Source organism: Labrys methylaminiphilus subsp. lupini, assembly GCF_051161885.1.
Lineage (GTDB): Bacteria > Pseudomonadota > Alphaproteobacteria > Rhizobiales > Labraceae > Labrys.
This window is the reverse complement of sequence record NZ_JBMDIH010000001.1, coordinates 2,590,629-2,612,602: the sequence shown is the minus strand read 5'-3', so window position 1 is coordinate 2,612,602 and position 21,974 is coordinate 2,590,629. Positions and strand designations below refer to the sequence as shown.

The window sequence follows — 21,974 nt, the reverse complement described above, 5'->3', positions numbered from 1 at the left end:
AGGATTGGCAGAGCTCGCAATGACGTTCCAGGGGCCGAAAGAGGTTCTCGTGTCCGCTTTGTCCGCCCGTGACGTCGACGTCGTCTATTCCGGAAGAGGAGGGCGGTCCGTTATGGCCCTCAGCAACGTCTCCCTCACCATCGAATCCGGCGAGTTCGTCGTGGCGGTGGGTGCGTCCGGCTGTGGCAAGACCACCTTGCTCAAGCTGTTCGCTGGCTTTCTGCCGCCGAGCTCGGGCGCCATCACCCTCGGCGGCAAGCCCGTGCGAGGGCCCGGCGGCGAGCGCGGCGTGGTCTTCCAGGACGATGCCTTGTTTCCCTGGCTTTCGGTGCGCGGCAATATCGAGTTCGGTCCGAGGCTTGCCGGGCTCGATGTTGCCGAACGCAAGCAGCGCTGCGGACGCATCATCGACCTGGTGGGGCTGGCCGAGTTCGCCGATCACAGGATCTGGGAATTGTCCGGGGGCATGCGTCAGCGCGTCGGCATGGCCCGGGCGCTCGCCAACGAGCCGGAAATCCTGCTGATGGACGAACCGCTCGGCGCGCTGGATGCGCTGACGCGCGAGAAAATGCAGGAATTGCTGATCCGGCTGTGGGACCGCACGCGGCGCAGCGTCTTCCTGATCACGCATAGCGTCGAGGAGGCCATCTTCCTGGCCACCCGCATCGTGGTGCTGTCGCCGCGCCCGGGACGCATCACGCGCGAATTCCATACCGATTTCTCGCGGCGGGTTCTGGCCGGGGAGAACAGCCGGTCGATCAAGTCCGATCCTGCCTTCATCGCCCTGCGCGAGCAAGTCCTGGCAGCTGTCCTGCAGGGAGCTGATGCATGAGCGATTTCGCCAACTCCGCCGGCCTGGACGAGATCGAGGAAAAGGGCGGCACGGGCCGTTTGACAAGATCCAGCGCACCCCTCGGCGCGACACCGGTACGCATTCTCACCATTCTCGCTCTGCTGCTGCTGTGGTCGTTCGCCACCTATTTCGAATGGTTGCCGGCCTTCTATCTGCCGTCGCCCCGGGCCGTGGTGGAGCAACTCTTCACGGTCGCCACGGAAGGCTATGCCGACGCGACCCTGCTGCAGCATTTTGATGCCAGCCTCTGGCGCATCCTCGCAGCTCTGCTGATTGCGCTGGTCACTGCCGTACCGGCCGGCATCGCCATCGGGCTCAGCCCGATCGCCCGCGGCATTCTCGATCCCATCATCGAATTCCTGCGCCCGGTGCCGCCGCTTGCCTATCTGCCGCTGATGGTAATCTGGTGCGGTATCGGCGAAACCACCAAGGTGCTGATCATCCTGATCGCAGTTTTCGCACCGGTGGCGATCACCACCGCCGCCGGTGTCGGCGCCGTGCCGTCGGACCGGGTGGATGCGGCGCGGGCCCTGGGCGCGCGTCGCTGGCAGGTGCTCTGGCATGTCATCCTGCCCAATGCCCTGCCATCGATCCTGACCGGTGTTCGCATCGGGCTCGGTGTCGGCTGGTCCACGCTTATCGCTGCCGAACTGGTCGCCGCCTCCCAAGGGCTCGGCATCATGATCAAGACGGCGTCGGACTTCCTGCAGACCGATATCGTCGTCCTCGGCATCTTCGTGATCGCCCTGGTGGCGATCGGCTTCGAGTGGATCGTCAGGCTGGCCGAGAAGTTGCTGGTGCCCTGGCACGGCAAGGTGTGAAAGATCCGGGATGATCAAGCGGCCTCAGCCGATCGGCAGTCGCTCGATTGCGTCCACCCGGTCCGGGTAGAAGGCGAGATGGTCCTTGATGGCTGATACCGCGGGGTAGGGCGTCTCATAGCTCCAGACGGCATTGACTGAGCGATCACCGCCCGCCGGAAGGCTGAAATAGGAGCATTCGCCCTTGTAGGGGCAGTAGGTGGCATGCTCGGTGCGTGCGAGCGCCCCCATGTCGACGTCGCCGCGCGGAATGTAGAGGACGGCAGGATAGGAGGCCTCCTGCAAACGCAGCGCCCGTCGGCTGTCGGCGATCACCCGGCCGCCGAGGCTGACAACGATACGTTCCCCGCTCGGCTCGACACTGATGGGATGATCGGGACCCGGAATCTTCATCACCTTGTTCGTCATGACCTGTCCTTTCCTTTCCTTTCCTCAATCCGCCGCGGAGGGAACCGCCTGCGGGCCCATGGCCTTGCGCCGACCCAGGCCGGCCGCGAGATAGGCGCCGACGGTGTGACAGGCTGCGATGGCCAGCAGGGTCCAGGCGAAGGCATGTCCGATGCTGGCAGCATCGGTTCTCGTGCCTACCAATGTATAGAACAGCCCGCCCAGCACTGCCACGCTGATGGCGGCGCTGACCTGCAGCGTCGAATTGACGATGCCGCCGACCAAGCCGGCGTGATGCGGCCCGACCCGTTCGACGATCGCACGCATCATGGTCGGCATCGACGTGCCCATGCCCAGGCCGATGAAGCCGATGGCGGGTGCCATCAGCAGGAGCGGCGGCATGATTCCGGCCGGAAAGGCCAGCACGAGCAGGGCTGTCAGCGCCGTGCCTAAGGCCGAACTGGCGAAGCCGAAGGCGGGCGCAGAGCCGCCAACCAAGCGGCTGATCGCGGGGCTGAAGGTCGATCCGGCCAGGAAGCCGGCCGAGAAAGGCAAGATGGCGAGCCCGGCTTCCCAGGCCGTGTAGCCGAGGGAGCCCTGGAGATAGAGCGAATAGGTCAGGAAGAAGGTCGCCATGGCGTAGAGCGCAAGGATGGCGCTGATACCGCGCACCAGGCCGGGCAGGCGGAAGATGCCGAGATCGATGAGGGGATCGCCGCCGGCCCGGGCGAGGCGCCGCTCGTAACGTCGGAACAGTTCCACGAAGATGGGCGTCATCGCCAGCATCACGATCGACCACCAGGGCCAGCCGCGCTCGCGCCCTTCGACCAGCGGCACCACCAGGCTACTGAGCGCCAGGCTCGAAAGCACCACGCCGCCAAGATCCAGACGGGGCCGCTTTTCGCTGCGGGTTTCGCGCAAAAGCGGGATCGCCGCCAGGAAGGCAACGAAAGCGATGGGAAGGTTGATCAGGAAGATCAGCCGCCAGCCGAAACCGTCGAGATCGGCGCCGACGAGCGCGCCGCCTAGCAACTGGCCGATGATGGAGGATACGCCGAGCACGATACCGTAGATGCTGAGGGCGCGTCCACGCTCATGGGCCGGAAAGAGCGCATGGACTGAAGCCAGCGCCTGGGGAGCCATGGCGGCGGCGGCGAGCCCCTGCAGCATCCGCGCGGCGATCAGCACGGTGGGGGACCAGGCCAGGCCGCAAAGGGCGGAGGCGGCGGCAAATCCGGCGAGGCCGATCATGAAAATCGCCTTGCGGCCGAAGATGTCACCGAGCCGCCCGCCGGTGATCAGAAAGACGGCATAAACCACCGCATAGCCGGAAATCACCATCTGTACGTCGGCGGCGGTGCTATGGAGGCCGGTGGTGATGGCCGGCATGGCGACGTTGACGATGAAAAAGTCGAGAGGGGCCAGGAAGGCGCCAGTCAGCAGAATGGCCAGGGCCGACCAGCGGCGGGGATCGGGCGCAGGGCTGGTCGGCCGGGTAATATCGGAAACACTGAGTGCCGAGTCTGGCATTGCAGGACCTCGTTCTGAAAGATATAAAATACGGACGAACGTATTATTTTACGGCATCAATGGATTTTCGAATCGAGGCCCGGGCGTGGAGCGGCCTCAACGCAAAATCGAACCAAACAGGAATTTCTTGAGGCGTTCGACGGGTTCGGCGTTGCGCTCCGTCTTCGCGGTCAGGAAAGCTCCTTGAAGAGAGGAGAGAATGAGGGCGGCCGCCTCGTGGCAGTCGAACTCTTCCGGCAGTTCGCCCATCCGCACAGCGGCCTCCAGGCAATAGCTCATGGCGCCCCGGCTCTCGGCGAAGATGTCGAGCAATTCATGGCGAATGGCCTCGCTGTCGCTGCTGGATTCAGCGGCAAAATTGCCGAACATACAGCCGCAGCGCATGCCGTTCTGTTTGAACCGCTCCGTCCTAGCGTCGATATAGGCCCTCACGCGCTGCAAGGGTGGGCTATTGTCGTCGAGCAAGGTCTTGTGGGCATCTTCCCGCTTTTCGCTACGGTAGAGACCCAGCACTTCCAAGCCGAAAGCTTCCTTGGACGTGAAGTGGTTGGTGAAGCAGCCTTGAGGCACACCCGCCGCGCGCACGACGTCGCGCACACTGGTAGCGGTGAAGCCATGCTCGTGTATCAGACCGAGCCCGGCGACGAGAAGTTTTTCACGGTTGGATGCACGTGCCATGATTTCAATATGTACGACCGTATTATTTTGTCAAGCGCGATTTCCAGGGAACAGGTTCTGTTCCCGGAAGCGCCGACATCTTGTCCACTCTTCCCTTGCCGCGAATACGACGTTTCCAAGAGCGGACATCACCCCATGACTTCACGGGGCTGAGATGTCCGCCCCCCAAGAAGTTGCGCTTCGGTGTAGGTTCTACTTGTCCTTGGCCTGATGGCTGGTCGATGCCTTCAGGCGTCGCTCGAGCCACAGGCTGTAGCGCGAGGCCGGGAAGCAGATCAGGAAATAGACCAGGGCGGCGAAGGCATAGGCCTCCGGATAGGCGTGCGGCCAGATCTGCTCATTGGTAGCGGCCGTGTTCCTGACGGCGGTCAGGAAGTCGATCATTCCGATGAAGCCGATCAGCGGCGTGCTCAGGAGGACGCCGATGCCCAGATTGACCAGGGGTGGGATGATGGCACGCAGGGCCTGCGGCAGGATCACCAGGCCGGTGGTCTGCCAGTAGCTCAGGCCCAAGGCCCGTGCCGCCTCGTTCTGGCCTGATGGCAGAGCCTGCATGCCGGCGCGGATCACCTCCGCCAGATAGCAGGCGATGAAGAGGGTGAGGGCGACTTCGACGCTGAAGAACAGGTTCACGTCGAAATAGGGCAGGGCCATCGGCACGATCAGGCTTGAGACATAGAGCACCACCAGCATCGGCATGCCGCGCACGATCTCGATGAAGCTGGTGCTCACCAACCGCACGCCGCCCATGCTCGAACGGCGCCCCAGGGCCAGGGGAATGGCGATCAGGAAGGACGAGGCATAAGCGATCGTCCAGATCAGCATGGTCAGCGGCAGGCCGCCCCAATCATTGGTGGAGACGATGATGCCGGAGAAATAGCCGCGCAGCAGCAGGCAGGTGACGAGGGGCACCGCGATCCAGGCGAGGATCAGGCCGCGCCCCCAGAAGCGCGGGATGGTGCTGAGGCCGGCCAGGCCGAACATCAGGACCAGGCCGAGAATCGGGCGCCAGAGGAGGTCCGACGGGTAGGTCCAGAACAGCATCAGCTTGAGGTTGACGCCGACGAAAGCCCAGCAGGCGCCCCCATTGGCCTGGCAGTCCTGCGCGGTGCCCGACCAGGTCGCCCGGATGAAGGCCCAATCGATCAGATACGAGCCGACCCAGGCGACCAGGCCCAGCACGATGAGCGTGATCGCCGTGTTGAGCGGCGAGGAGAACAGGCCGGCCTTGATCGTCTGCCAGCGTTGGGCCGAGCGGGGCCGGAGCGCATCGGGGAGGGACACCGTGCTCATTTGGCGATGATCCCGCGCTGGGCCATGCGGCGATTATAGAGATTGATCAGGTATGAGGTCGGCATGCTCACGGCCAGGAAGACGGCGACCAGCACGATGATGGTCTCGACGGCATTGCCGGTGTTGTTGGCGCTCGTCTTGATGATGGCGGTCACCTCGGTGAAGCCGATCAGGATGCCGAGCGTGGTGTCCTTGGTGAGGTCGAGATAGCTCGAGGTCATCAAGGGCGTGATCACGCGCATCGCCTGCGGCATCACGATCAGGCGCATGATGCGCCCGCGCGGCAGCCCGATCGCCCGGCCCGCTTCCCATTGGCCTGCATTGACGGATTCGATGCCGCTGCGCACGCTTTCGGAAATGCTGGCGGAATAATAGATCGTCAGCCCGACGAGCATGGCGGCGAATTCCGGTGTCAGCGTGATGCCGCCGCGAATGTTGAAGCCTTGCAGCACCGGCAGGTCCGGCGTGAAGGTGACGTTGGCGATGAAGATCCAAATCAGGGCGATGGCGGGAAAGAGGGCTGATACGCCCAAAAGACCGAGAGCCGACAGGGGATGCTGCAGGCGACGGAGGAAGGCCCTCACGCCGAAGGCGAGCAGTATCAGCACGAGGGCCAGCAACCACAGGCTTTCGCCATTGCCAATCTCGACCCAGGGCAGGAAGATGCCGCGCACCGACAGGAAGGTCGAGGAGAAGGGCTGCAGGGCCTGCCGGGTGGAGGGCAGGGCCTGGGTCATCGCGATCCAGAAGAAAAGCTGCAGGGGCAGGGGCGTATTGCGGATCAACTCGACATAGGCCTGCACGAGGCGTGAGAGCAGCAGATTGCCGGACAGGCGGGCAATGCCCAGGCTCGTGCCGAGAATGGTGGCGAACAGGCAGCCGAGCACGGCGAGCTTGAGCGTGTTGAGAAGGCCGACCGCGATGGCACGCGCATAGCTGTCGCCGGCCTGATAGACGAGCAGGCTTTCGGTGATGTCGAAATTGGCCGGCTGCCAGAGATAGTCGAAGCCGGGCGCCATGCCCAGGCGATGCATGCTGCCCAGGATGTTATGGCAGATGAGACCGAGGAACAGTGCCAAAGCGGCGATCAGCAGGAGCTGACCATAGGGGTGCGCGCCCCACCACCGGCGGATCCTGCCGATGGGGCCGGGAACATCAGGGGACACTATGCTGATCGTATCGGCCATAAAGGCATCCCATGGGGGCGGGTCCGAAGACCCGCCCCTTTCAAGGTGTTGGAGACTGAAGTCCCGATAGAGCGGAGTAACCCCTCATCCGGCACTTCGTGCCACCTTCTCCCGCAGGGGGAGAAGGCGACCGGCTAGCCAGCGCCTTCCCTAATGATCCCCCTTCTCCCCCTGCGGGAGAAGGTGCCGGCAGGCGGATGAGGGGGCGCGATGCCCTATCCCGGCCTTCCCCCGGTTTGTTCGAAAGACCCTGAAAGGGGCGGGTCCGAAGACCCGCTCCCCATTGCATCTCAACGGAAGGGAGGCGAATAGATCAGGCCACCCTTGGTCCAGAGATTGTTGAGACCGCGATCGAAGCCGATCTTCGTGCTCTTGCCGAGATTGCGCTCGAAGATCTCGCCGTAATTGCCGACTTTCTTGATGATGTTGTAGGCGAATTTCGGATCGAGCCCAATGGCCTGGCCGAGCGATGGGTCGACGCCGAGGAAGCGCTTGATCGCCGGATCCTCGCTGGTAAGGAAAGAATCGACGTTCTCGCTGGTGATGCCGAATTCCTCGGCCTGGATGGTGGCGTAAACGGTCCAGTTCACGATCTCCAGCCATCGGTCGTCGCCGCCAAGCACTGCCGGTGCCAGGGGTTCCTTGGACAGGCGCTCGGGCAGCAGCACATACTCGTCCGGGTTCGGCAGGGCGGCGCGGCGCAGGCCGAGATCGGTACCGTCCTGCGTCAGCGCGTCGACGCGGCCGGAGGTCAGGGCCTGGGTGAAGGTTGCGGTGTCCTCGATCACCACGGATTTGTAGGTCTTGCCGGCCTTCTTGAAGAAATCGGCGATGTTCTGTTCACCCGTGGTGCCGCTTTGCACACCGATGGTGGCGCCGTCGAGCTCCGCGGCCTTGGTCACGCCGAGCGACTTCTTCGCCAGGATGCCCTGGCCGTCATAGAACACCACCGGGCCGAAATGGAAATTGAGCTTGAAGGCGCGGGTGATGGTTTGGGTCACGGCCGAGAGCAGGATGTCGAACTGGCCGGCCTGCAGGGCGGGGAGACGCTGCTGGGGCGAAGAATTGGTGAATTCGACCTTGTCGGGATCGTTGAACACGGTAATGGCGAGAGCCCGGCCGAAATCGACGAAGAAGCCTTGCCAGCGGCCATTGGCGTCGGGCGCGAAGAATCCGGCCTGGCTGCCGACGCCGACCTTGATGACGCCGCGCTCCTTGATCTTGTCGAGCGTGGGACCGGCCTGAGCCGGCGCCGCCGCGATGAAGCCGGCCGCGAGCGCGGCGATGGCGATACCGGCGTTCCGCCTGAAGCCGCGTTTGACTGAGTTCAGCATGAAAGTCCCTTTCATTCCCTGCGCGGTCGGTATCCACGACAGGGCGCCCCGTTGCTCTCTTATGTCACCGGCCTGGCAGCATGCGCCGGGATCAGTGGTTTTCGGAAGGATGCCATTGCCTCCAGGCATGATCGGGCGATTACACCGCGATGGCAAGATCGGCAGCGACCGCTCCAATCCCTGTCAGCTGTTTCATCCATTCAGCAGAATGTGATCGTAGAATGATTTATTACACACTGTCTACTGGTTTTATAAACTAATGAACAATATGAAATTGGGTGTTGTGCCCCGCCTCAGAGCCCGACGTCGAAGAAGATCTGGTCCATGGTCCGCCCCGGTTCGGCACTCGGCGTGTCGCCGATGATGCGGGCCGGCACGCCCGCCACCGTCTTGTGCGGCGGTACCGGAGCCGTCACCACCGAGCCGGCGCCGATGCGGGCCCCTTCGCCGATTTCGATATTGCCGATCAGCTTGGCGCCCGAGCCGATGAGGACGCCCTTGCGGATCTTGGGATGGCGCTGGCCGGAGCGGATGCCGCTGCCGCCCAGCGTCACCGATTGCAGGATCGAGACATCGTCCTCGATCACTGCCGTCTCGCCGATGACGATGCCGGTGGCGTGGTCGAAGAAGATGCCGCGCCCGATCGGAACGGCGGGGTGGATGTCGACCTGCAGCACCTCGGAAATCCGGCTTTGCAGATAGAGCGCGAAGTTGCGCTGGCCATGATGCCAGAGCCAGTGGGCGAGGCGATGCAATTGCAGGGCATGGAAGCCCTTGAAGTAGAGCAGTGGTTCCAGATAGCGCTTGCAGGCCGGGTCGCGTTCGAGCACGGCCTGGATATCGGCGCGTATGCCGAGGCAGATGCCGGGATCGGCGGCCATCGCCGTGCGGAAGGCGTGGCGCAGCACGGAGGCAGGCATATCCGGATGTTCGATGCGCTGGACCAGGCGTTGGATGAGCGCATCCTCGAAGGATGTGTGGTCGAGCACGCTGGCGTAGAACTGGGTGGCGAGCTGCGGTTCGGCGACGATGGCCTCCTGTGCTTCGTCCACCAGCCTGTCCCAGATCAGGTCGGATACGGCACCCGGACTTCGGGTCCGGCGCGAGAGCTTGCGGCTGTTCGAGGCGTTCATGGCAACTTCCTCAGGAGCAAAGCGCGTTGGGAAGGAAAGGTGCTTTCGCTCTAACTCTTTGTTTCCAAGCCAATCCGACGGATTGGCTTGAGCGTTTTGCGATTGCTGGCATGACCGCCAGATCGCAAAACGCTTGGGATCAGCGTTCGCTGGCTGTGCCGGCACGCTTGGCGAGAGAACGCTCGAGGCTGCCGAGCGCATCGTAGATGAGCACGGCGAGGAGCGCGACGATGACGCCGCCTTGCAGGATATAGGCGGTATTGGTGGTGGTGATGCCGGCCATGATCACTTCGCCGAGGCTTTTGGCACCGACGGTGGAGCCGATGGTGGCCGTGCCGAGATTGACCACGAAGGAGAGGCGTATGCCGGTGAGGATCACCGGAAGGGCGAGCGGCAGCTCCACCTTGGTCAGGCGTTGCCAGCCGGTCATGCCCATGCCGCGGGCCGCGTCGAGAGCGGTGGTCGGAACGCTCTTCAGGCCCGCCATGGTGTTCTCGAAGATCGGCAGCAGCCCGTAGAGGGTGAGGGCCAGCAAGGTGGGCTCAGCGCCGAAGCCGAGCGAGGGCACGGCGATGGCGAGCACGGCGATCGGCGGGAAGGTCTGGCCGATATTCACGATGGTGCGCGACAGCGGCAGGAATTCGGCGCCCGCCGGCCGTGTCACGAAGATACCCGCGACAAGGGCCAATGTGCCGCCGATCAGGGTGGAGACGGCGACCAAGCCGAGATGGCTGAGGGCGAGGAACAGCAGGCTGCCTTGGCGATAGACAGCCGGTGCGCCATTGTCGTTGAGGGGCGCCAGGACCGGCGTGAACAGCTCCGTGTCCAACAGCAGCAGCAGCAACAGGATGAGGGCGAGCGCCCTGGCGCCGTAACCGAGCCATTTCATGCGGGCGAGCTTTCCACGCGATGCGCTTCCGCGCCTGCCTGGCCCAGGATGGCCGGCAGGGTGATGCGGCCGCGCGGCGTGCCATCCGCTGCCGCCACCGGCAGTGCCTGCGTGCCAGCCCACAGCAACTCGGAGAGTGCATCGCGCAGCGTCGCGGTTTCCTGCACGGGCTTGCCCTCGGCGGTACCCGGCTGCACGGAATCGGCGACCTTGAGCAAGGAGAGCAGGCGCAGCGAGCGGTCGGGGCCGCCGATCAGGCGTTCGACGAAACCGGGAGCCGGATTGGTGAGGATTTCCGTCGGTGTGGCATATTGCAGGAGCTTGCCGCCATCCATCACGCCGATGCGGTTGCCCAGCAGCATGGCCTCTTCGATGTCGTGGGTGACCAGGACGACGGTGATGCCGAGCCGGCGTTGCAGAGCGAGCAGATCCTCCTGCGCCTTGGCCCGGATGATCGGGTCGAGCGCCCCGAAGGGCTCGTCCATCAGCAAGACCGCCGGCTCGGCGGCCAGAGCGCGAGCGACACCGACGCGCTGCTGTTGGCCCCCGGACAATTGATGCGGCAGTTTTTCGGCATAGGTGGCCGGGTCGAGATCGAACAGGCGGAGCAGTTCGTCGACGCGCTTGGCTATACGAGCCTGGTTCCACCCGAGCAGGCCCGGCACGGTGCCGATATTGCGGGCCACCGTCCAATGCGGGAAGAGACCGTGGCCCTGGATGGCATAGCCGATGCCCCGGCGCAGCTCCTCACCCGACAGGCTGGAGGTGTCGCGGCCATTGATCAGGACTGTGCCGGCAGTCGGTTCGATCAGGCGGTTGATGATGCGCAGCAGCGTGGACTTGCCGCTGCCGGAGGTGCCGACCAGCACCGTAATCGTGCCGCGCTCGATGATGAGCGAGACATCGTCGACGGCCAGCTGGGAGCCGAAACGGCGGCTGACTTGCCTGACTTCGATCATGCGTGCCGTCCTTTAAGCGTGTCGACGATGGCATCGAGGATGATGGCTGCCGAAAAGGCGAGGGCGATGGTGGGGATGGCACCGAGCAAAACGAGGTCGATCGCCGTGGCGCCCATGCCGTTCTGCACATAGACGCCGAAGCCGCCGCCGCCGATCCAGGCGGCGATGGTGGCCAGGCCGATATTCTGCACCAGCACGATGCGAACACCTGTCAGGATGACGGGGAAGGCGAGGGGCAGCTCGACTTGGAACAGGCGTTGCCACTGCGTCATGCCCATGCCGCGGGCGGCATCCACGACGTTAAAGGAAACGGAGTCGAGGCCGATCGCCGTGTTGGAAACCACCGGCAGCAGGGAATAGAGGAACAGCGCGATCAAGGCCGGCGAGGCGCCGGTGCCATGCACGCCGATGGCTTCGACGATGGGATAGGTTTTGGCCAGATAGGTCAGCGGCGCAATCATCAGGCCGAACAGCGCCAGCGACGGGATCGTCTGGATCATGTTGAGCACCGGCAGCACCACGCTGCGCAATCCCGGCTGGCGCTGGCAGAGAATGCCGAGCGGCAGGCCGACGACCAGGGCGCCGAGCAGGGAGGTGAGGGCAAGCGTGACGTGCACCCCTGCATTGGCGGCGAAGCCCGAGCCGTTGGTGTTGTATTCCTTCATGATCGACAGCCCGCTCCAGTGCCCCGAGAGCAGGAAGGCCAGGAAGACCGCCAGCGTGAGCAGCAGGGCGACAACCCTCTGGGCCGGGCGTAGCGACAGCTTGACCAACGCGTCGGTGAGCAGGATGGCGAAGGAGAAGGCGAGCAGCCAGAACCCGGCGGCAGGGCCGACCCGCGGCCTGGCATTGCCTGGTGGGATCAGGACCTCAGGCACCAGGCCGATCAGGATGGCCAGGAGCACCAAGGCACCGGCCGCCAGGGAGAGCCGGAGCCGCGGGGAACTCCGGCGCAGGAGCAAGATCAGGCAGAGGACGAGCAGGGCCAGGCTGGCCCAGGCAAGGCTTGCGGGAAGCGCCTGGATGAAGCCGATGCCCTGGGCCTGGCCGATGCGGCTCGGCCGGAAATTGGCGAAAGGCAGCAACAGCGCCGCGGCGGCGATGACGGCCATCACGACGCCGAGCTTGTCGAAGGCCAGGGCACGCGTGCCCGTGGCGGCGGGCGGCGCCGGGAAAGCACCGTTGTCGGCTTGAACCTCCCCGGCGCCTGCACTCACTTCACCAGACCCTTCTTCTTGAGATAGTCGGTTGCCACGTCCTTTGCCGCCTCGCCGTCGACCTGGATGCGGCCGTTGAGCTCCTGCAGCGTGGTGAGGTCGAGGCTGGCGAAGACCGGCTTCAGCCATTCAGCGATCTCGGGATGGGCCTTGAGTACGGATTCACGGATGACCGGGGTCGGCGCATAGACGGGCTGGACCGATTTGTCGTCGTCGAGCACCACGAGGTTGCCCGCGGCGATACCGCCATCCGTGCCATAGACCATGGCGGTGTTGACGCCGTCCGTCTGCTCGGCCGCCGCCTTGATGGTGGAGGCGGTGTCGCCGCCCGAAAGCACCACGAGCTGGTCGGACGAGAGCTTGAAGCCATAGGTGGTCTGGAAGGCGGGCAGGGCGCCGGCACTGTTGACGAACTCGGCCGAGGCAATCAGCTTCACCTTGCCGCCGCCGGTGACAAACTTACCGAAATCGTCGAGCGATTTCAGCTTGTTGGTGTCAGCCACATCCTTGCGGATGGCGATGGCCCAGGTGTTGTTGGCGGGGGCCGGATCGAGCCACACCAGCTTGTTGGCGTCGTAGTCGAGCTTCTTGGCTTCGGCATAGCCCTTGGCCGCATCCTTCCACAGGCCGTCATCGGCCTTGTTGAAGAAGAAGCCGGCATTGCCGGTATATTCGGGATAGAGGTCGATATCACCCGCGACCAGCGCCTTGCGCACGATCGGCGTGGTGCCGAGCCCGACCCGGTTATTGACCGACAGGCCGTGGGATTCCAGCACCTGCACGATCAGGTTTCCGAGCAGATTGCCTTCGGTATCGATCTTGGAGGCGACGGTGACGTCGGCGGCCTGGGCCATGCCGGCGGTCGCCATCATGGCGACGGCAGCCGCCGCGGATGTCAGCCGGGCCGCCCGCTTGCCGATGAGGGAGCGGAGGGGGAGCGAGAATGGCATCTTGTGATCCTCTTGGTGTCCTTTGAACGACGCCGGAAGCTGGAAGGGTTGTGCCGACGGTCGATGATTCAGATTCTGAAGTTGAGCGAGGCCCCGCATCTTGTTGATCCGACTCCGGAACTCGTACCGGCAGTCTTTGTTCAGGCGTCTCGTGCCGTCCCCGTCGCGAGGCTGGCGCAGAGCGCCGCGACACCGATCCACAGGCTGGCCGACCAATAGGCCACAATCGCCAGAGGGTGGGTGCCGCGACACAGCGATTTCGCAAGCTGGCAAATATCGCTGTTGCTGACAAGGCAAAGCCCGGCATCGGGAAGCGAGAGATAATTGTAGCCGATCACATCCCTGTAGGTAATCCACCACCAGAGCAGGGACAGGGTGACGATGGCTACTCCCAGGATGAGGAGAATTCGCGGATATAAGGGCAGGACGCTCATGAAAGGACCAATCCCAGCGCCGCCAGAATTTCCCGGCGCAGATGCACCAAGTCCACGTCGTCGCGATGGCGGGGATAGGGCTTGTCGATAGGAAATTCCGCCTTGATCCGCGCGGGCCGGTCGGAGAACACGATAACGCGCGACGCGAGCAGCAGCGCCTCTTCGACGTCATGGGTCACGAGCAACGCCGTGAAGCCCGTGCGCTGCCATAGCGACACCAACTCGTCCTGCAGGGCGAGGCGTGTCAGGGAATCGAGCTTGCCCAGCGGCTCGTCGAGCAGCAGCAGGGCGGGGTCGTGCACCAGGGCCCTTGCGAGCGAGGCTCGTTGGGCCATGCCGCCCGAAAGCTGGTGGGGATAGGCATCGGCGAAGCGCTCGAGCCCGACCAGAGACAAGGCATGGCCTATGCGATGGCGCTGACGGGCGAGCACGCCGCGCGCCTCCAGCCCGGCCGCGACATTCTTGCGGACGGTGAGCCAGGGAAACAGGGTCGGGTCCTGGAAGACCAGGATGCGGGAGGGATCGGGTGCCCCGACCGCCTTGCCGTCGGCCAGGATCGTGCCGGTGGCGGGAGGCTCCAATCCTGCGATCAGGCGAAGAAGGGTGGACTTGCCACACCCCGAGGGACCGAGCAGGGCGACGAATTCGCCGGGCGCGACCTTGAGATCGATGCCATCCAGTACGGGCAGTTCCGCGCCCGAGAGATCGAAATGATGGCTGACGCCGTGGACGTCGATGCCGATGCTGTGGCCGGAGACAGCCATCAGATGAAGCCCTTCTGCCAGGTGAGGAGGCGATCGCGCAGCACGAAGAGCAGCTTCACGATGCCGGCGCAGATGACGGACATGATCAGCAGCGTTGCGTAGACGTTGGCATAGCCCGAATAGGCGGTCTGGAACTGGATGTACCAGCCGAGCCCGTATTTGGCGCCGAGCATCTCGGCGACCACCAGGACTGCGAATGAGTAATAGAGGCCCATGAACAGGCCAACGAAGACATGTGGCAGGGAGGCGGGAATGGCGATGTTGCGGATCAGGTACCAGCTCTTGGCGCCAAAGATGCGGCTAACGTCGTAATAGGCCCGGTTGACCGAAGCGACGCCGGAGGCCGTCAGGATGGCGACGGGAATGCCGGAGGCAAGCGCCACGATGAACACGCTGGCATCGAAGGTATTGGGGAAGAAATAGAAGGTGCAGGGGATCCAGGCCGTGGCCGGAACCGGGCCGATCAGCTTGAGGATCGGCATGCCCCAATAGCTGAAGCGCTTCGACCAGCCCAGCGCAATGCCGAGCCCATAGCCGACGGCGATGCCGCAGAAGAAGCCGGCGGACCATAGGCGCAGCGAATAGGCGATGCAGATCAGAAGGCGCTGGCTCTCGGTGACGTAGACGTGGAGCAGGCCATGCGGAGGCGAGAAGAACGGCTTGGGCAGCCAGCCGGTCTTGGCTGTCGAGAGTTCCCACAGCGCCAGCCAGACGCCGATGGCAGCGAACCAGGGACCGTAATACAGCAGCGTGCGTCCCAGCCCGCCAAGACGGTGCACGGCAAAGGCTAGGGCCAGGAAGACCAGCGCCGCCGTGCCGGTAAGGGCGGCGAACAGACCAGCGCTGCCCCAGGGGACCACGTCGGGCAAGCCGATCGTGATGCCCGCAGTGGCCGTCAGAGCGGCCGAGGCAAGCAGCCCATGCTTCCACACGCCGTTCCAGAGGGCCTGCAGGGAAGCCTGTGAAGGCGGCCTCGCCTTGAGGACTCCGGAGTTGGGCGCGCGCAGGGTATCGCTCATGACAAGGCCTCAGGCGAGCAGGTTGATGGTGATCCGCTCGGCGAACTCCTTGGGATCGGTGGTGGGATCGAGCACTTTGACCAGCTTGAGATCTTCAGCCGCCAGGCGGATCTGGTCGATCAGCGGCTGGCCGATCGGATGGTTGTGGTAGACCAGCGTTCCCAGGATTTCGGTGAGCTGAGCGGTCGTCAGGCCGGCGGGCTTGAGCGTTTCAAAATACCATTGCGCCACCTCGTCGGGATGGTTGGCGGTATATTCATGGATCTCGATATTCGCCTCGGCGAGGCGACGCAGCGCATCCTTGTTCGCTTCCAGGAAGGGGCCGTTGGCGCCGAGGACGCAGCAGGTGTGGTTCTCGTAATAACCGGTCTGGGTGTCGGCGATCTTGGTGAAGCCGAATTGCTTCTCGATGGCCCAGGCCCAGGGATCGAGATGGGCGGCAAGATCGACATCGCCCCGGTTCAGCGTCTCGCCGACGAGATCGAAGGGCACGGCCTTCCAGGTCACGTCGGTTTCCGGATCGAGCCCGGCCTTGGCGAAGCTGACCTGGAAAGCGACCTGGGGCGGAGCGCCGATGCCATAGGTGGCGATGGTCTTGCCCTTGGCGTCCGCCAGCGTCTTGATGCCGGAATCCTTGCGTGTGAGCAGGCGCTGGCAGCCGCCATGGGAGCCGACGAAGAGCTTGACGTCGAAACCTTGCTCCAGGGGCTTCAGCCAGTCTCCGATCAGGCCGGCGCCGGCATCGGCCTTGCCGGTGGCGAGAGCCTGGATCAGCGTCTGGCCGCTGGCGCCCTGGTAGAACAACTCGACGTCGAGATTGTGCTTGGCGTAGATGCCCTTGGCCACGCCGAAGCCGAGCGGCGAATGGCAGGCGGCCACCTCCGTCCAGGCCAGGCGGATCTTGGGCGCGGGAGCTGCGATGGCCGGCGAGAAGATCCGGCCGCTGACGGCGCCGAGAGAGGCCAGAGCACCGGCCGTTCCGGCCAGTTTGAGCGCCCTGCGGCGCGAGAAAGTGGGAAGTTTGGACATGGGTTTCATCCGTGGCCGGCTGGGCGGTGAAAAGACTTTGTCATCCCCGGCGAGCGAAGCGAGGGAAGGGGGGCCAGGGGCCATCAGTCGAGCCCTTCAGTCCCTGGATCCCCTTCCCCTCGCACTCACAAGCAAGCTTGTGAGGCTCGGCCGGGGATGACAGGCGCTATTCTCGAGCGATGTTTTAGGCCGCCTTACGTTCCGCTGCGTCGTGCTCGCCTTCGGCAGTGGCCAGGGCCTGGGTCAGGTCGGCGATGATGTCGTCCGGGTGCTCGATGCCGATGGACAGGCGCACATAGCCGGGCGTCACCCCGGTGGCGAGCTGGTCTTCCGGCGTCAACTGCTGATGGGTGGTCGAGGCCGGGTGGATGGCGAGCGAGCGGGCATCGCCGATATTGGCGACGTGGTAGAGCAATTTGAGTGCGTCGATGAAGCGCTTGCCGGCTTCGACACCGCCCTTGAGCTCGAAGCCGACCAGGGCGCCATAACCACCCTTGAGATAGGCCTCGGCGCGACGGCGGTTCTCGTCCGACTGCAGGCCGGGGAAAATGACATGGCTGACGCCTGGGTGCTTGGCGAGGAAGTCCGCCACCTTGATGGCGTTCTCATTGTGCTGGCGCAGGCGCAGCGGCAGGGTTTCCAGCCCCTGCAGCAGCTGGAAGGCGTTGAAGGGCGACAGGGCCGCGCCGACGTCGCGCAGGAGCTTCACCCGCACGCGCAGAATATAGGCGATCGGCCCGAGCGGCTTGGCGGCCTCGGTCCAGATGGCGCCGTGATAGGCGTCGTCCGGCTGGGTCAGCAGCGGGAAGCGTTCGGCATGGTCTTCCCAGGGGAAATTGCCGCCATCGACGATCAGCCCGCCGATGGAGGTGCCATGGCCGCCGATGTATTTGGTCGCCGAATAGACCACGACGGCCGCGCCATGTTCGAGCGGGCGGGCGATCAGCGGCACGGCGGTATTGTCGACGATGAGGGGAATGCCGATCGAGCGGCCGATGTCGGCGATCTCGCGGATTGCCAGCACCTGCAGCTTGGGATTGGGCAGCGTCTCGGCATAGAAGGCGCGGGTCTTGTCGTCGCTCGCCCGGCGGAAATTCTCCGGATCGGAGGGATCGACGAAGCGGACCTCGACGCCGAACTGCTTGAGGGTCGAAGCAAACAGGGTCCAGGTGCCGCCATAGAGGTCGGTGGACGAGACGATATTGTCGCCGGCCTGGGCGAGGTTGAGGATCGAATAGGCCGAGGCCGTCTGCCCCGACGAGACAGCCAGGGCGGCCGCGCCGCCCTCGAGGGCGGCAATGCGCTGTTCCAGCGCGTCGGTCGTCGGGTTCTGCACGCGCGTATAGATGTTCCCGAGCTCCTCGAGCGCGAAGAGGCGCGCGGCGTGGCCGGTATCCTGGAACTGGTAGGAGGTGGTCTGGTAGATCGGCACCGCCACCGCACCGGTGGCCGGATCGGCGCGATAGCTGCCGCCATGCAGAGCGAGGGTTTCGAAATGCCGGGAGTCGGTGGTCATGCGAATGGCTCCGGAGGAGGGGCTTGAGGTCAGTAGTTTCGGTTCAGTAGGCGGACGCGACCTGTGCGGTTTTGCTGGTATCGATCAGGTCGGAATGGTGGCGGCGGGCGACGTCGGGGTGAGAGCGCAGGCGGCTCTTGAGATAGTTGCGTCCGGCCTCGCGGAAGAGCGGATTGAGCGGGTCCTGCGTCAAGCCGCGTGCTTCGGCTGTGAGTTCCGGTGCAAGTGTCAGCAACGGTACTTCGGCTTCGAGATTGGCGCCGAGGAAGAAGGGCACCGACAGGCGGTCGGTTCCGGCGGGCGGCGAGACGACGCGATGGATGTTGGCGCGCAGATAGCCGTTCGAAGCCAGTTCAAGGATCTCGCCGATATTGACGACGAAAGTGCCGGGAATGGGCGGTGCCTCGATCCAGCCATGCTCTCCCTCGACCTGCAGGCCACCCTGCACATCCTGCAGCAGCAGCGTGAGGAAACCCGAATCCTTGTGGGCACCGACGCCCTGGTCGCCCTCGCTGGCCTCGCGGCCGGGATAGCGCACGATCTTGAGGAGCTGGTTGGGTTCGGGTGTGTAGATCGGCTCGAAGGCATCAGCCTTCTGGCCCAAGGCAAGCGCGAAGGCACTGAGGACACGAACGCCGAGCTGGGTGATTTCACTGAGATAGCGCAGCGTGATGAGCTGCAATTCGGGCAGGGCTGCGGGCCATTGATTGGGACCTTGCAGGCGGTGCCAGGCCGGGGTTGCGGGGTCGAGGGGACGGGCCCTCTTCTCGGCGCCGATGTCGACCTGCTCGCGCCAGTCCGGCTTGCCGCGCGTATGCTCGAAACCGGCCCGGTTATAGCCGCGGAAATGCGGCGAGTTGATCATCTCGATCGCCAGCTTGTCCTGTTCGGGCAGGTCGAAGAAGCGACGTGACAGGCGCAGCACGTCACCGATCAGCTGCTGGGGGATGCCGTGACCGGTCAGGTAGAAGAAGCCGGGGCCGCGGGCTGCCTCGCGCAGGTCCTCCAGGAAGGCCTTGCGCTCTGCCGGCCCGGCCTCGAACCAGCGGAAATCGAGGATAGACAGGCTTTCGGCTGAAGTCGTCATGGCGTTGGACCGTCTGGTTGAATCTCTGTGTGAAATCGACCATGGCGGTATTTATAAGTCAACTGATTTTATAGACTATATAGAATTATAACGACGAGCTGCCGAAATAACACTTTTCTGCCAGAGAGTTAGGTACCAGAACGGAATCAGATCGTGAACGATCCGCACTGGAAGAAGAGGCCGGATTGCAGGCCAAATTCCATGCAGCCGGGGCGGGAAATTAATTATTGACTAAATCTATCAACTATTGGGATTATAGAGGCCGATATGCCTAAGGATGACCTGATGACCGCGCTCTGGACCCGCCGCTTCCTGCTTGCCGCCGCGCCCGCACTTGCCGTGACCGCCGCCCTTGGACCCGCGCGCGCCGCGGCGAAGACGGTGCGCGTCGGCTATCAGAAATACGGCACCTTCCTGCTGCTCAAGGCGCGCGGGAATCTGGAACGCAAGCTCGAGCCGCTCGGCTTCGGCGTGACCTGGACGGAGTTTCCCGGTGGGCCGCAATTGCTGGAAGCCCTGAATGTCGGTGCGCTCGATTTCGGCATCACCGGTGAGGCTCCGCCGATCTTTGCCCAGGCCGCTGGCGCACCCCTGGTCTATGTCGCCAACGAACCGGCTGCCCCCCTCAGCGAGGCGATCCTGGTGCGCAAGGATAGCCCGCTGCAATCGGTGGCGGAGCTGAAGGGCAAGAAGGTCGGGCTCAACAAGGGATCGAACGTTCACTATCTTCTGGTCAAGGCGCTGGAGAAGGCGGGTCTGGCCTATGGCGACATTCAGACCGTGTTCCTGACGCCTTCCGACGCACGAGCCGCTTTCGAGCATGGCGACATCGATGCCTGGGTGATCTGGGACCCCTTCCAGGCGGCGGCCGAGATCGCCGTCGAAGCGCGCCAGCTCGCCAATGGCGAGGGACTGGTCGCCAACCGGCAATTCTATCTGGGTGAACGCTCCTTCACCGAGGCCAATCCGGCCGCGATCGACGCCGTCCTGGCCGCCATCAATGAGATCGACCAATGGGCCAAGGACCATGTCGACGAGGCGGCGAAGGAACTCGCCCCCGCCGTCGGCATTCCCGCGCCGGTGCTCAAGCTGGCGCTCGGCCGGCAGTCCTGGAACGTGCAGCCGATCACTGCCGAGACGGTGGCCGCCCAGCAGCAGATTGCCGACACCTTCCATAAGCTCGGCCTCATCCCGAAGGCGATCAAGATCGCCGACGCGCTACGTCCCGGCGTGACGCTCTGAGCGGGGAGGGACCGATGGCATCGCAACGCATCAATGGGCTGACCCAGCGCCTGATTAGACGATTGATTCCTTGGCTGCTGCCCGTGCTGCTGCTGGCCGGCTGGGAGCTTGCCGCCGATCTCGGCTGGCTGCAGGCGCGGGTGCTCTCGGCACCGAGTGCGGTGGCGCTCGCCTTCTGGCAGACACTCCAGGATGGCAGCCTCCTGCACAATGTCGGCGTCAGCGCCGGACGCGCATTGCAGGGCCTTGCCATTGGCGGCCTCATCGGTTTCGCGCTCGGCGTCGCCAATGGCGTTTGGCGCCCGGCCGAGCTCTTGCTCGACTCCACCCTGCAGATGCTGCGCAACGTGCCGCACCTTGCCATCATTCCGCTGGTGATCCTGTGGTTCGGCATCGGCGAGAGCGCCAAGATCTTCCTGGTCGTCCTCGGCGTGCTCTTTCCCGTCTACATCAATACCTATCACGGCATCCGCACCATCGATCCGCATCTCACCGAGATGGCTCGTGTCTACGGCCTGGGCCCGGTGGCGCGATTCTGGCGGGTGATCCTGCCAGGCGCCCTGCCGTCGGTCTTCGTGGGCCTGCGCTACGGCCTTGGCATCATGTGGCTGACGCTGATCGTGGCTGAGACCATCTCCGCTTCATCGGGCATCGGCTACATGACCATGAATGCCCGCGAATTCCTGCAGACGGACGTCATCCTGCTCGGCGTGATCATCTATGCCGTGCTCGGCAAGCTCTCCGACACGCTGGTGAAGCTGCTCGAACAGGCCGCCCTGCAATGGCATCCCACCTATGCGCGACCCCGCCGGGAGGCACTAGCTTGACCCACGCTCTGCTCCATGTCGAAGACGGCTATTTCACTCCCGAATTGACCCGCAACAGCCTGGCGCCGTCGAATTTCGTCGCGCCGTCCCCCAAGCCCAAGGGATTGGCGATCGAGCTGAAAGGGGCATCCAAAGCCTTCGATCACCGCGTCGTGCTCGACAGGCTCAATCTCACCATCAAGCCGGGCGAGTTCGTCGCCGTCGTCGGGCGTTCGGGCGGCGGCAAATCCACGCTTTTGCGTCTCATTGCCGGCCTCGACCGTCCCAGCGCCGGCGAGGTGGAGATCGGCGGAACGGCCGCGCGAAGCGCACATGCCGGAGCCCGTCTGATGTTCCAGGACGCGCGGCTGCTGCCCTGGCAGCGCGTGATCGGCAATGTCGGCATCGCCCGCGGTCCGAGCTGGCGCGGCCTGGCCCAAGCTGCCCTCGACGAGGTGGGGCTGGGGGATCGGGCCAATGAATGGCCGAGCGTGTTGTCGGGCGGCCAGAGGCAGCGTGTCGCGCTGGCGCGCGCCTTGGTCAGCCGGCCCGACATCCTGCTGCTCGACGAGCCCTTCGGCGCGCTCGACGCCATGACGCGGGTGGAGATGCATCAATTGCTGTCGCGAATCTGGCGCGAGCACGGCTTCACCGCCATCCTCATCACGCACGACGTGTCGGAAGCGGTAGCGCTGGCGGATCGGGTGATCGTGCTGCGCGAAGGCGCCGTGGCGCTTGACCTGGCCATCGACCTGCCGCGCCCGCGTCGCGATGACGAGCGGACGGCCAAGCTGGCGAGCCGCGTGCTGTCCTACGTTTGATCTTTCTGCCGATATGAAAAAGGCC

At 64.4% G+C, this 21,974-nt stretch carries 22 protein-coding genes; 5 read left to right on the top strand and 17 right to left on the bottom strand.

Features of this window, described 5'->3' with window-relative positions; genetic code table 11:
- Positions 1-49: 49 nt before the first annotated feature.
- Both ACN6KF_RS12330 and ACN6KF_RS12325 read left to right on the top strand, forming a co-directional pair.
- Positions 50-832 carry a taurine ABC transporter ATP-binding protein gene (locus tag ACN6KF_RS12330; protein WP_434957106.1) on the top strand — a complete coding sequence of 261 codons (783 nt, stop codon included), beginning with the start codon at positions 50-52 and terminating at the stop codon, positions 830-832.
- On the top strand, positions 829-1,674 hold the full coding sequence (locus ACN6KF_RS12325) for an ABC transporter permease subunit (protein ID WP_434957105.1): 846 nt from the start codon (positions 829-831) through the stop codon (positions 1,672-1,674). The genes ACN6KF_RS12330 and ACN6KF_RS12325 overlap by 4 nt, the downstream gene beginning before the upstream one ends.
- Positions 1,675-1,698: 24 nt before the next feature.
- Here the strand turns inward: ACN6KF_RS12325 and ACN6KF_RS12320 are convergent, their stop codons facing one another.
- The 17 genes from ACN6KF_RS12320 to ACN6KF_RS12240 all read right to left on the bottom strand — a co-directional run bounded on the left by ACN6KF_RS12320 (position 1,699) and on the right by ACN6KF_RS12240 (position 19,080).
- Positions 1,699-2,082, bottom strand: coding sequence for a DUF427 domain-containing protein (locus ACN6KF_RS12320; protein ID WP_434957104.1), 384 nt, complete (start codon positions 2,080-2,082; stop codon positions 1,699-1,701).
- A 24-nt stretch (positions 2,083-2,106) separates the two neighbouring features.
- Complete coding sequence (locus tag ACN6KF_RS12315) at positions 2,107-3,591, bottom strand: MFS transporter (protein ID WP_434957103.1); 1,485 nt, start codon at positions 3,589-3,591, stop codon at positions 2,107-2,109.
- Positions 3,592-3,687: 96 nt separating this feature from the next.
- On the bottom strand, positions 3,688-4,269 hold the full coding sequence (locus tag ACN6KF_RS12310; RefSeq protein WP_434957102.1) for a TetR/AcrR family transcriptional regulator: 582 nt from the start codon (positions 4,267-4,269) through the stop codon (positions 3,688-3,690).
- Between the two features lie 192 nt (positions 4,270-4,461).
- Entirely contained in the window at positions 4,462-5,562 is a 1,101-nt protein-coding gene (locus ACN6KF_RS12305) for an amino acid ABC transporter permease (protein ID WP_434957101.1), read from the bottom strand.
- Entirely contained in the window at positions 5,559-6,749 is a 1,191-nt protein-coding gene (locus tag ACN6KF_RS12300; protein WP_434957100.1) for an amino acid ABC transporter permease, read from the bottom strand. The genes ACN6KF_RS12305 and ACN6KF_RS12300 overlap by 4 nt, the downstream gene beginning before the upstream one ends.
- A 290-nt stretch (positions 6,750-7,039) precedes the next feature.
- Positions 7,040-8,083: an amino acid ABC transporter substrate-binding protein gene (locus ACN6KF_RS12295; RefSeq protein ID WP_434957099.1), complete on the bottom strand. Its 1,044-nt coding sequence runs from the start codon at positions 8,081-8,083 to the stop codon at positions 7,040-7,042.
- A gap of 293 nt (positions 8,084-8,376) precedes the next feature.
- On the bottom strand, positions 8,377-9,216 hold the full coding sequence (gene cysE / locus ACN6KF_RS12290) for a serine O-acetyltransferase (RefSeq protein ID WP_434957098.1): 840 nt from the start codon (positions 9,214-9,216) through the stop codon (positions 8,377-8,379).
- A 139-nt stretch (positions 9,217-9,355) separates the two neighbouring features.
- Positions 9,356-10,105 carry an ABC transporter permease gene (locus ACN6KF_RS12285; protein ID WP_434957097.1) on the bottom strand — a complete coding sequence of 250 codons (750 nt, stop codon included), beginning with the start codon at positions 10,103-10,105 and terminating at the stop codon, positions 9,356-9,358.
- Complete coding sequence (locus tag ACN6KF_RS12280; protein WP_434957096.1) at positions 10,102-11,064, bottom strand: ABC transporter ATP-binding protein; 963 nt, start codon at positions 11,062-11,064, stop codon at positions 10,102-10,104. Before ACN6KF_RS12280 ends, ACN6KF_RS12285 begins: the two co-directional genes overlap by 4 nt.
- A complete protein-coding gene (locus ACN6KF_RS12275; RefSeq protein WP_434959662.1) occupies positions 11,061-12,176 on the bottom strand; it encodes an ABC transporter permease in 1,116 nt (371 codons plus the stop codon). The genes ACN6KF_RS12280 and ACN6KF_RS12275 overlap by 4 nt, the downstream gene beginning before the upstream one ends.
- A 101-nt stretch (positions 12,177-12,277) precedes the next feature.
- Positions 12,278-13,153: a glycine betaine ABC transporter substrate-binding protein OsmF gene (osmF, locus tag ACN6KF_RS12270; RefSeq protein ID WP_434959661.1), complete on the bottom strand. Its 876-nt coding sequence runs from the start codon at positions 13,151-13,153 to the stop codon at positions 12,278-12,280.
- 218 nt (positions 13,154-13,371) lie between these two features.
- Complete coding sequence (locus ACN6KF_RS12265; protein WP_434957095.1) at positions 13,372-13,665, bottom strand: hypothetical protein; 294 nt, start codon at positions 13,663-13,665, stop codon at positions 13,372-13,374.
- On the bottom strand, positions 13,662-14,429 hold the full coding sequence (locus tag ACN6KF_RS12260) for an ABC transporter ATP-binding protein (RefSeq protein WP_434957094.1): 768 nt from the start codon (positions 14,427-14,429) through the stop codon (positions 13,662-13,664). Before ACN6KF_RS12260 ends, ACN6KF_RS12265 begins: the two co-directional genes overlap by 4 nt.
- Positions 14,429-15,448, bottom strand: coding sequence for an ABC transporter permease (locus ACN6KF_RS12255; RefSeq protein ID WP_434957093.1), 1,020 nt, complete (start codon positions 15,446-15,448; stop codon positions 14,429-14,431). The genes ACN6KF_RS12260 and ACN6KF_RS12255 overlap by 1 nt, the downstream gene beginning before the upstream one ends.
- 9 nt (positions 15,449-15,457) lie before the next feature.
- On the bottom strand, positions 15,458-16,477 hold the full coding sequence (locus ACN6KF_RS12250) for an ABC transporter substrate-binding protein (protein WP_434957092.1): 1,020 nt from the start codon (positions 16,475-16,477) through the stop codon (positions 15,458-15,460).
- A 184-nt stretch (positions 16,478-16,661) separates the two neighbouring features.
- Positions 16,662-17,993 (bottom strand): O-acetylhomoserine aminocarboxypropyltransferase/cysteine synthase family protein, encoded by a 1,332-nt coding sequence (locus ACN6KF_RS12245; RefSeq protein ID WP_434957091.1) that lies wholly within the window; start codon positions 17,991-17,993, stop codon positions 16,662-16,664.
- A gap of 43 nt (positions 17,994-18,036) precedes the next feature.
- Positions 18,037-19,080, bottom strand: a complete 1,044-nt coding sequence (locus ACN6KF_RS12240) for an isopenicillin N synthase family dioxygenase (RefSeq protein ID WP_434957090.1) — start codon at positions 19,078-19,080, stop codon at positions 18,037-18,039.
- A 285-nt stretch (positions 19,081-19,365) separates the two neighbouring features.
- On the opposite strand from ACN6KF_RS12240, the gene ACN6KF_RS12235 reads away from it, so the two are divergent.
- From ACN6KF_RS12235 to ACN6KF_RS12225, 3 genes are read left to right on the top strand one after another with little or no spacing between them, the layout of a single operon-like run.
- Complete coding sequence (locus ACN6KF_RS12235) at positions 19,366-20,322, top strand: sulfonate ABC transporter substrate-binding protein (protein ID WP_434957089.1); 957 nt, start codon at positions 19,366-19,368, stop codon at positions 20,320-20,322.
- A gap of 14 nt (positions 20,323-20,336) precedes the next feature.
- On the top strand, positions 20,337-21,149 hold the full coding sequence (locus ACN6KF_RS12230; RefSeq protein WP_434957088.1) for an ABC transporter permease subunit: 813 nt from the start codon (positions 20,337-20,339) through the stop codon (positions 21,147-21,149).
- Complete coding sequence (locus ACN6KF_RS12225; protein WP_434957087.1) at positions 21,104-21,949, top strand: ATP-binding cassette domain-containing protein; 846 nt, start codon at positions 21,104-21,106, stop codon at positions 21,947-21,949. Before ACN6KF_RS12230 ends, ACN6KF_RS12225 begins: the two co-directional genes overlap by 46 nt.
- Positions 21,950-21,974: the final 25 nt, after the last annotated feature.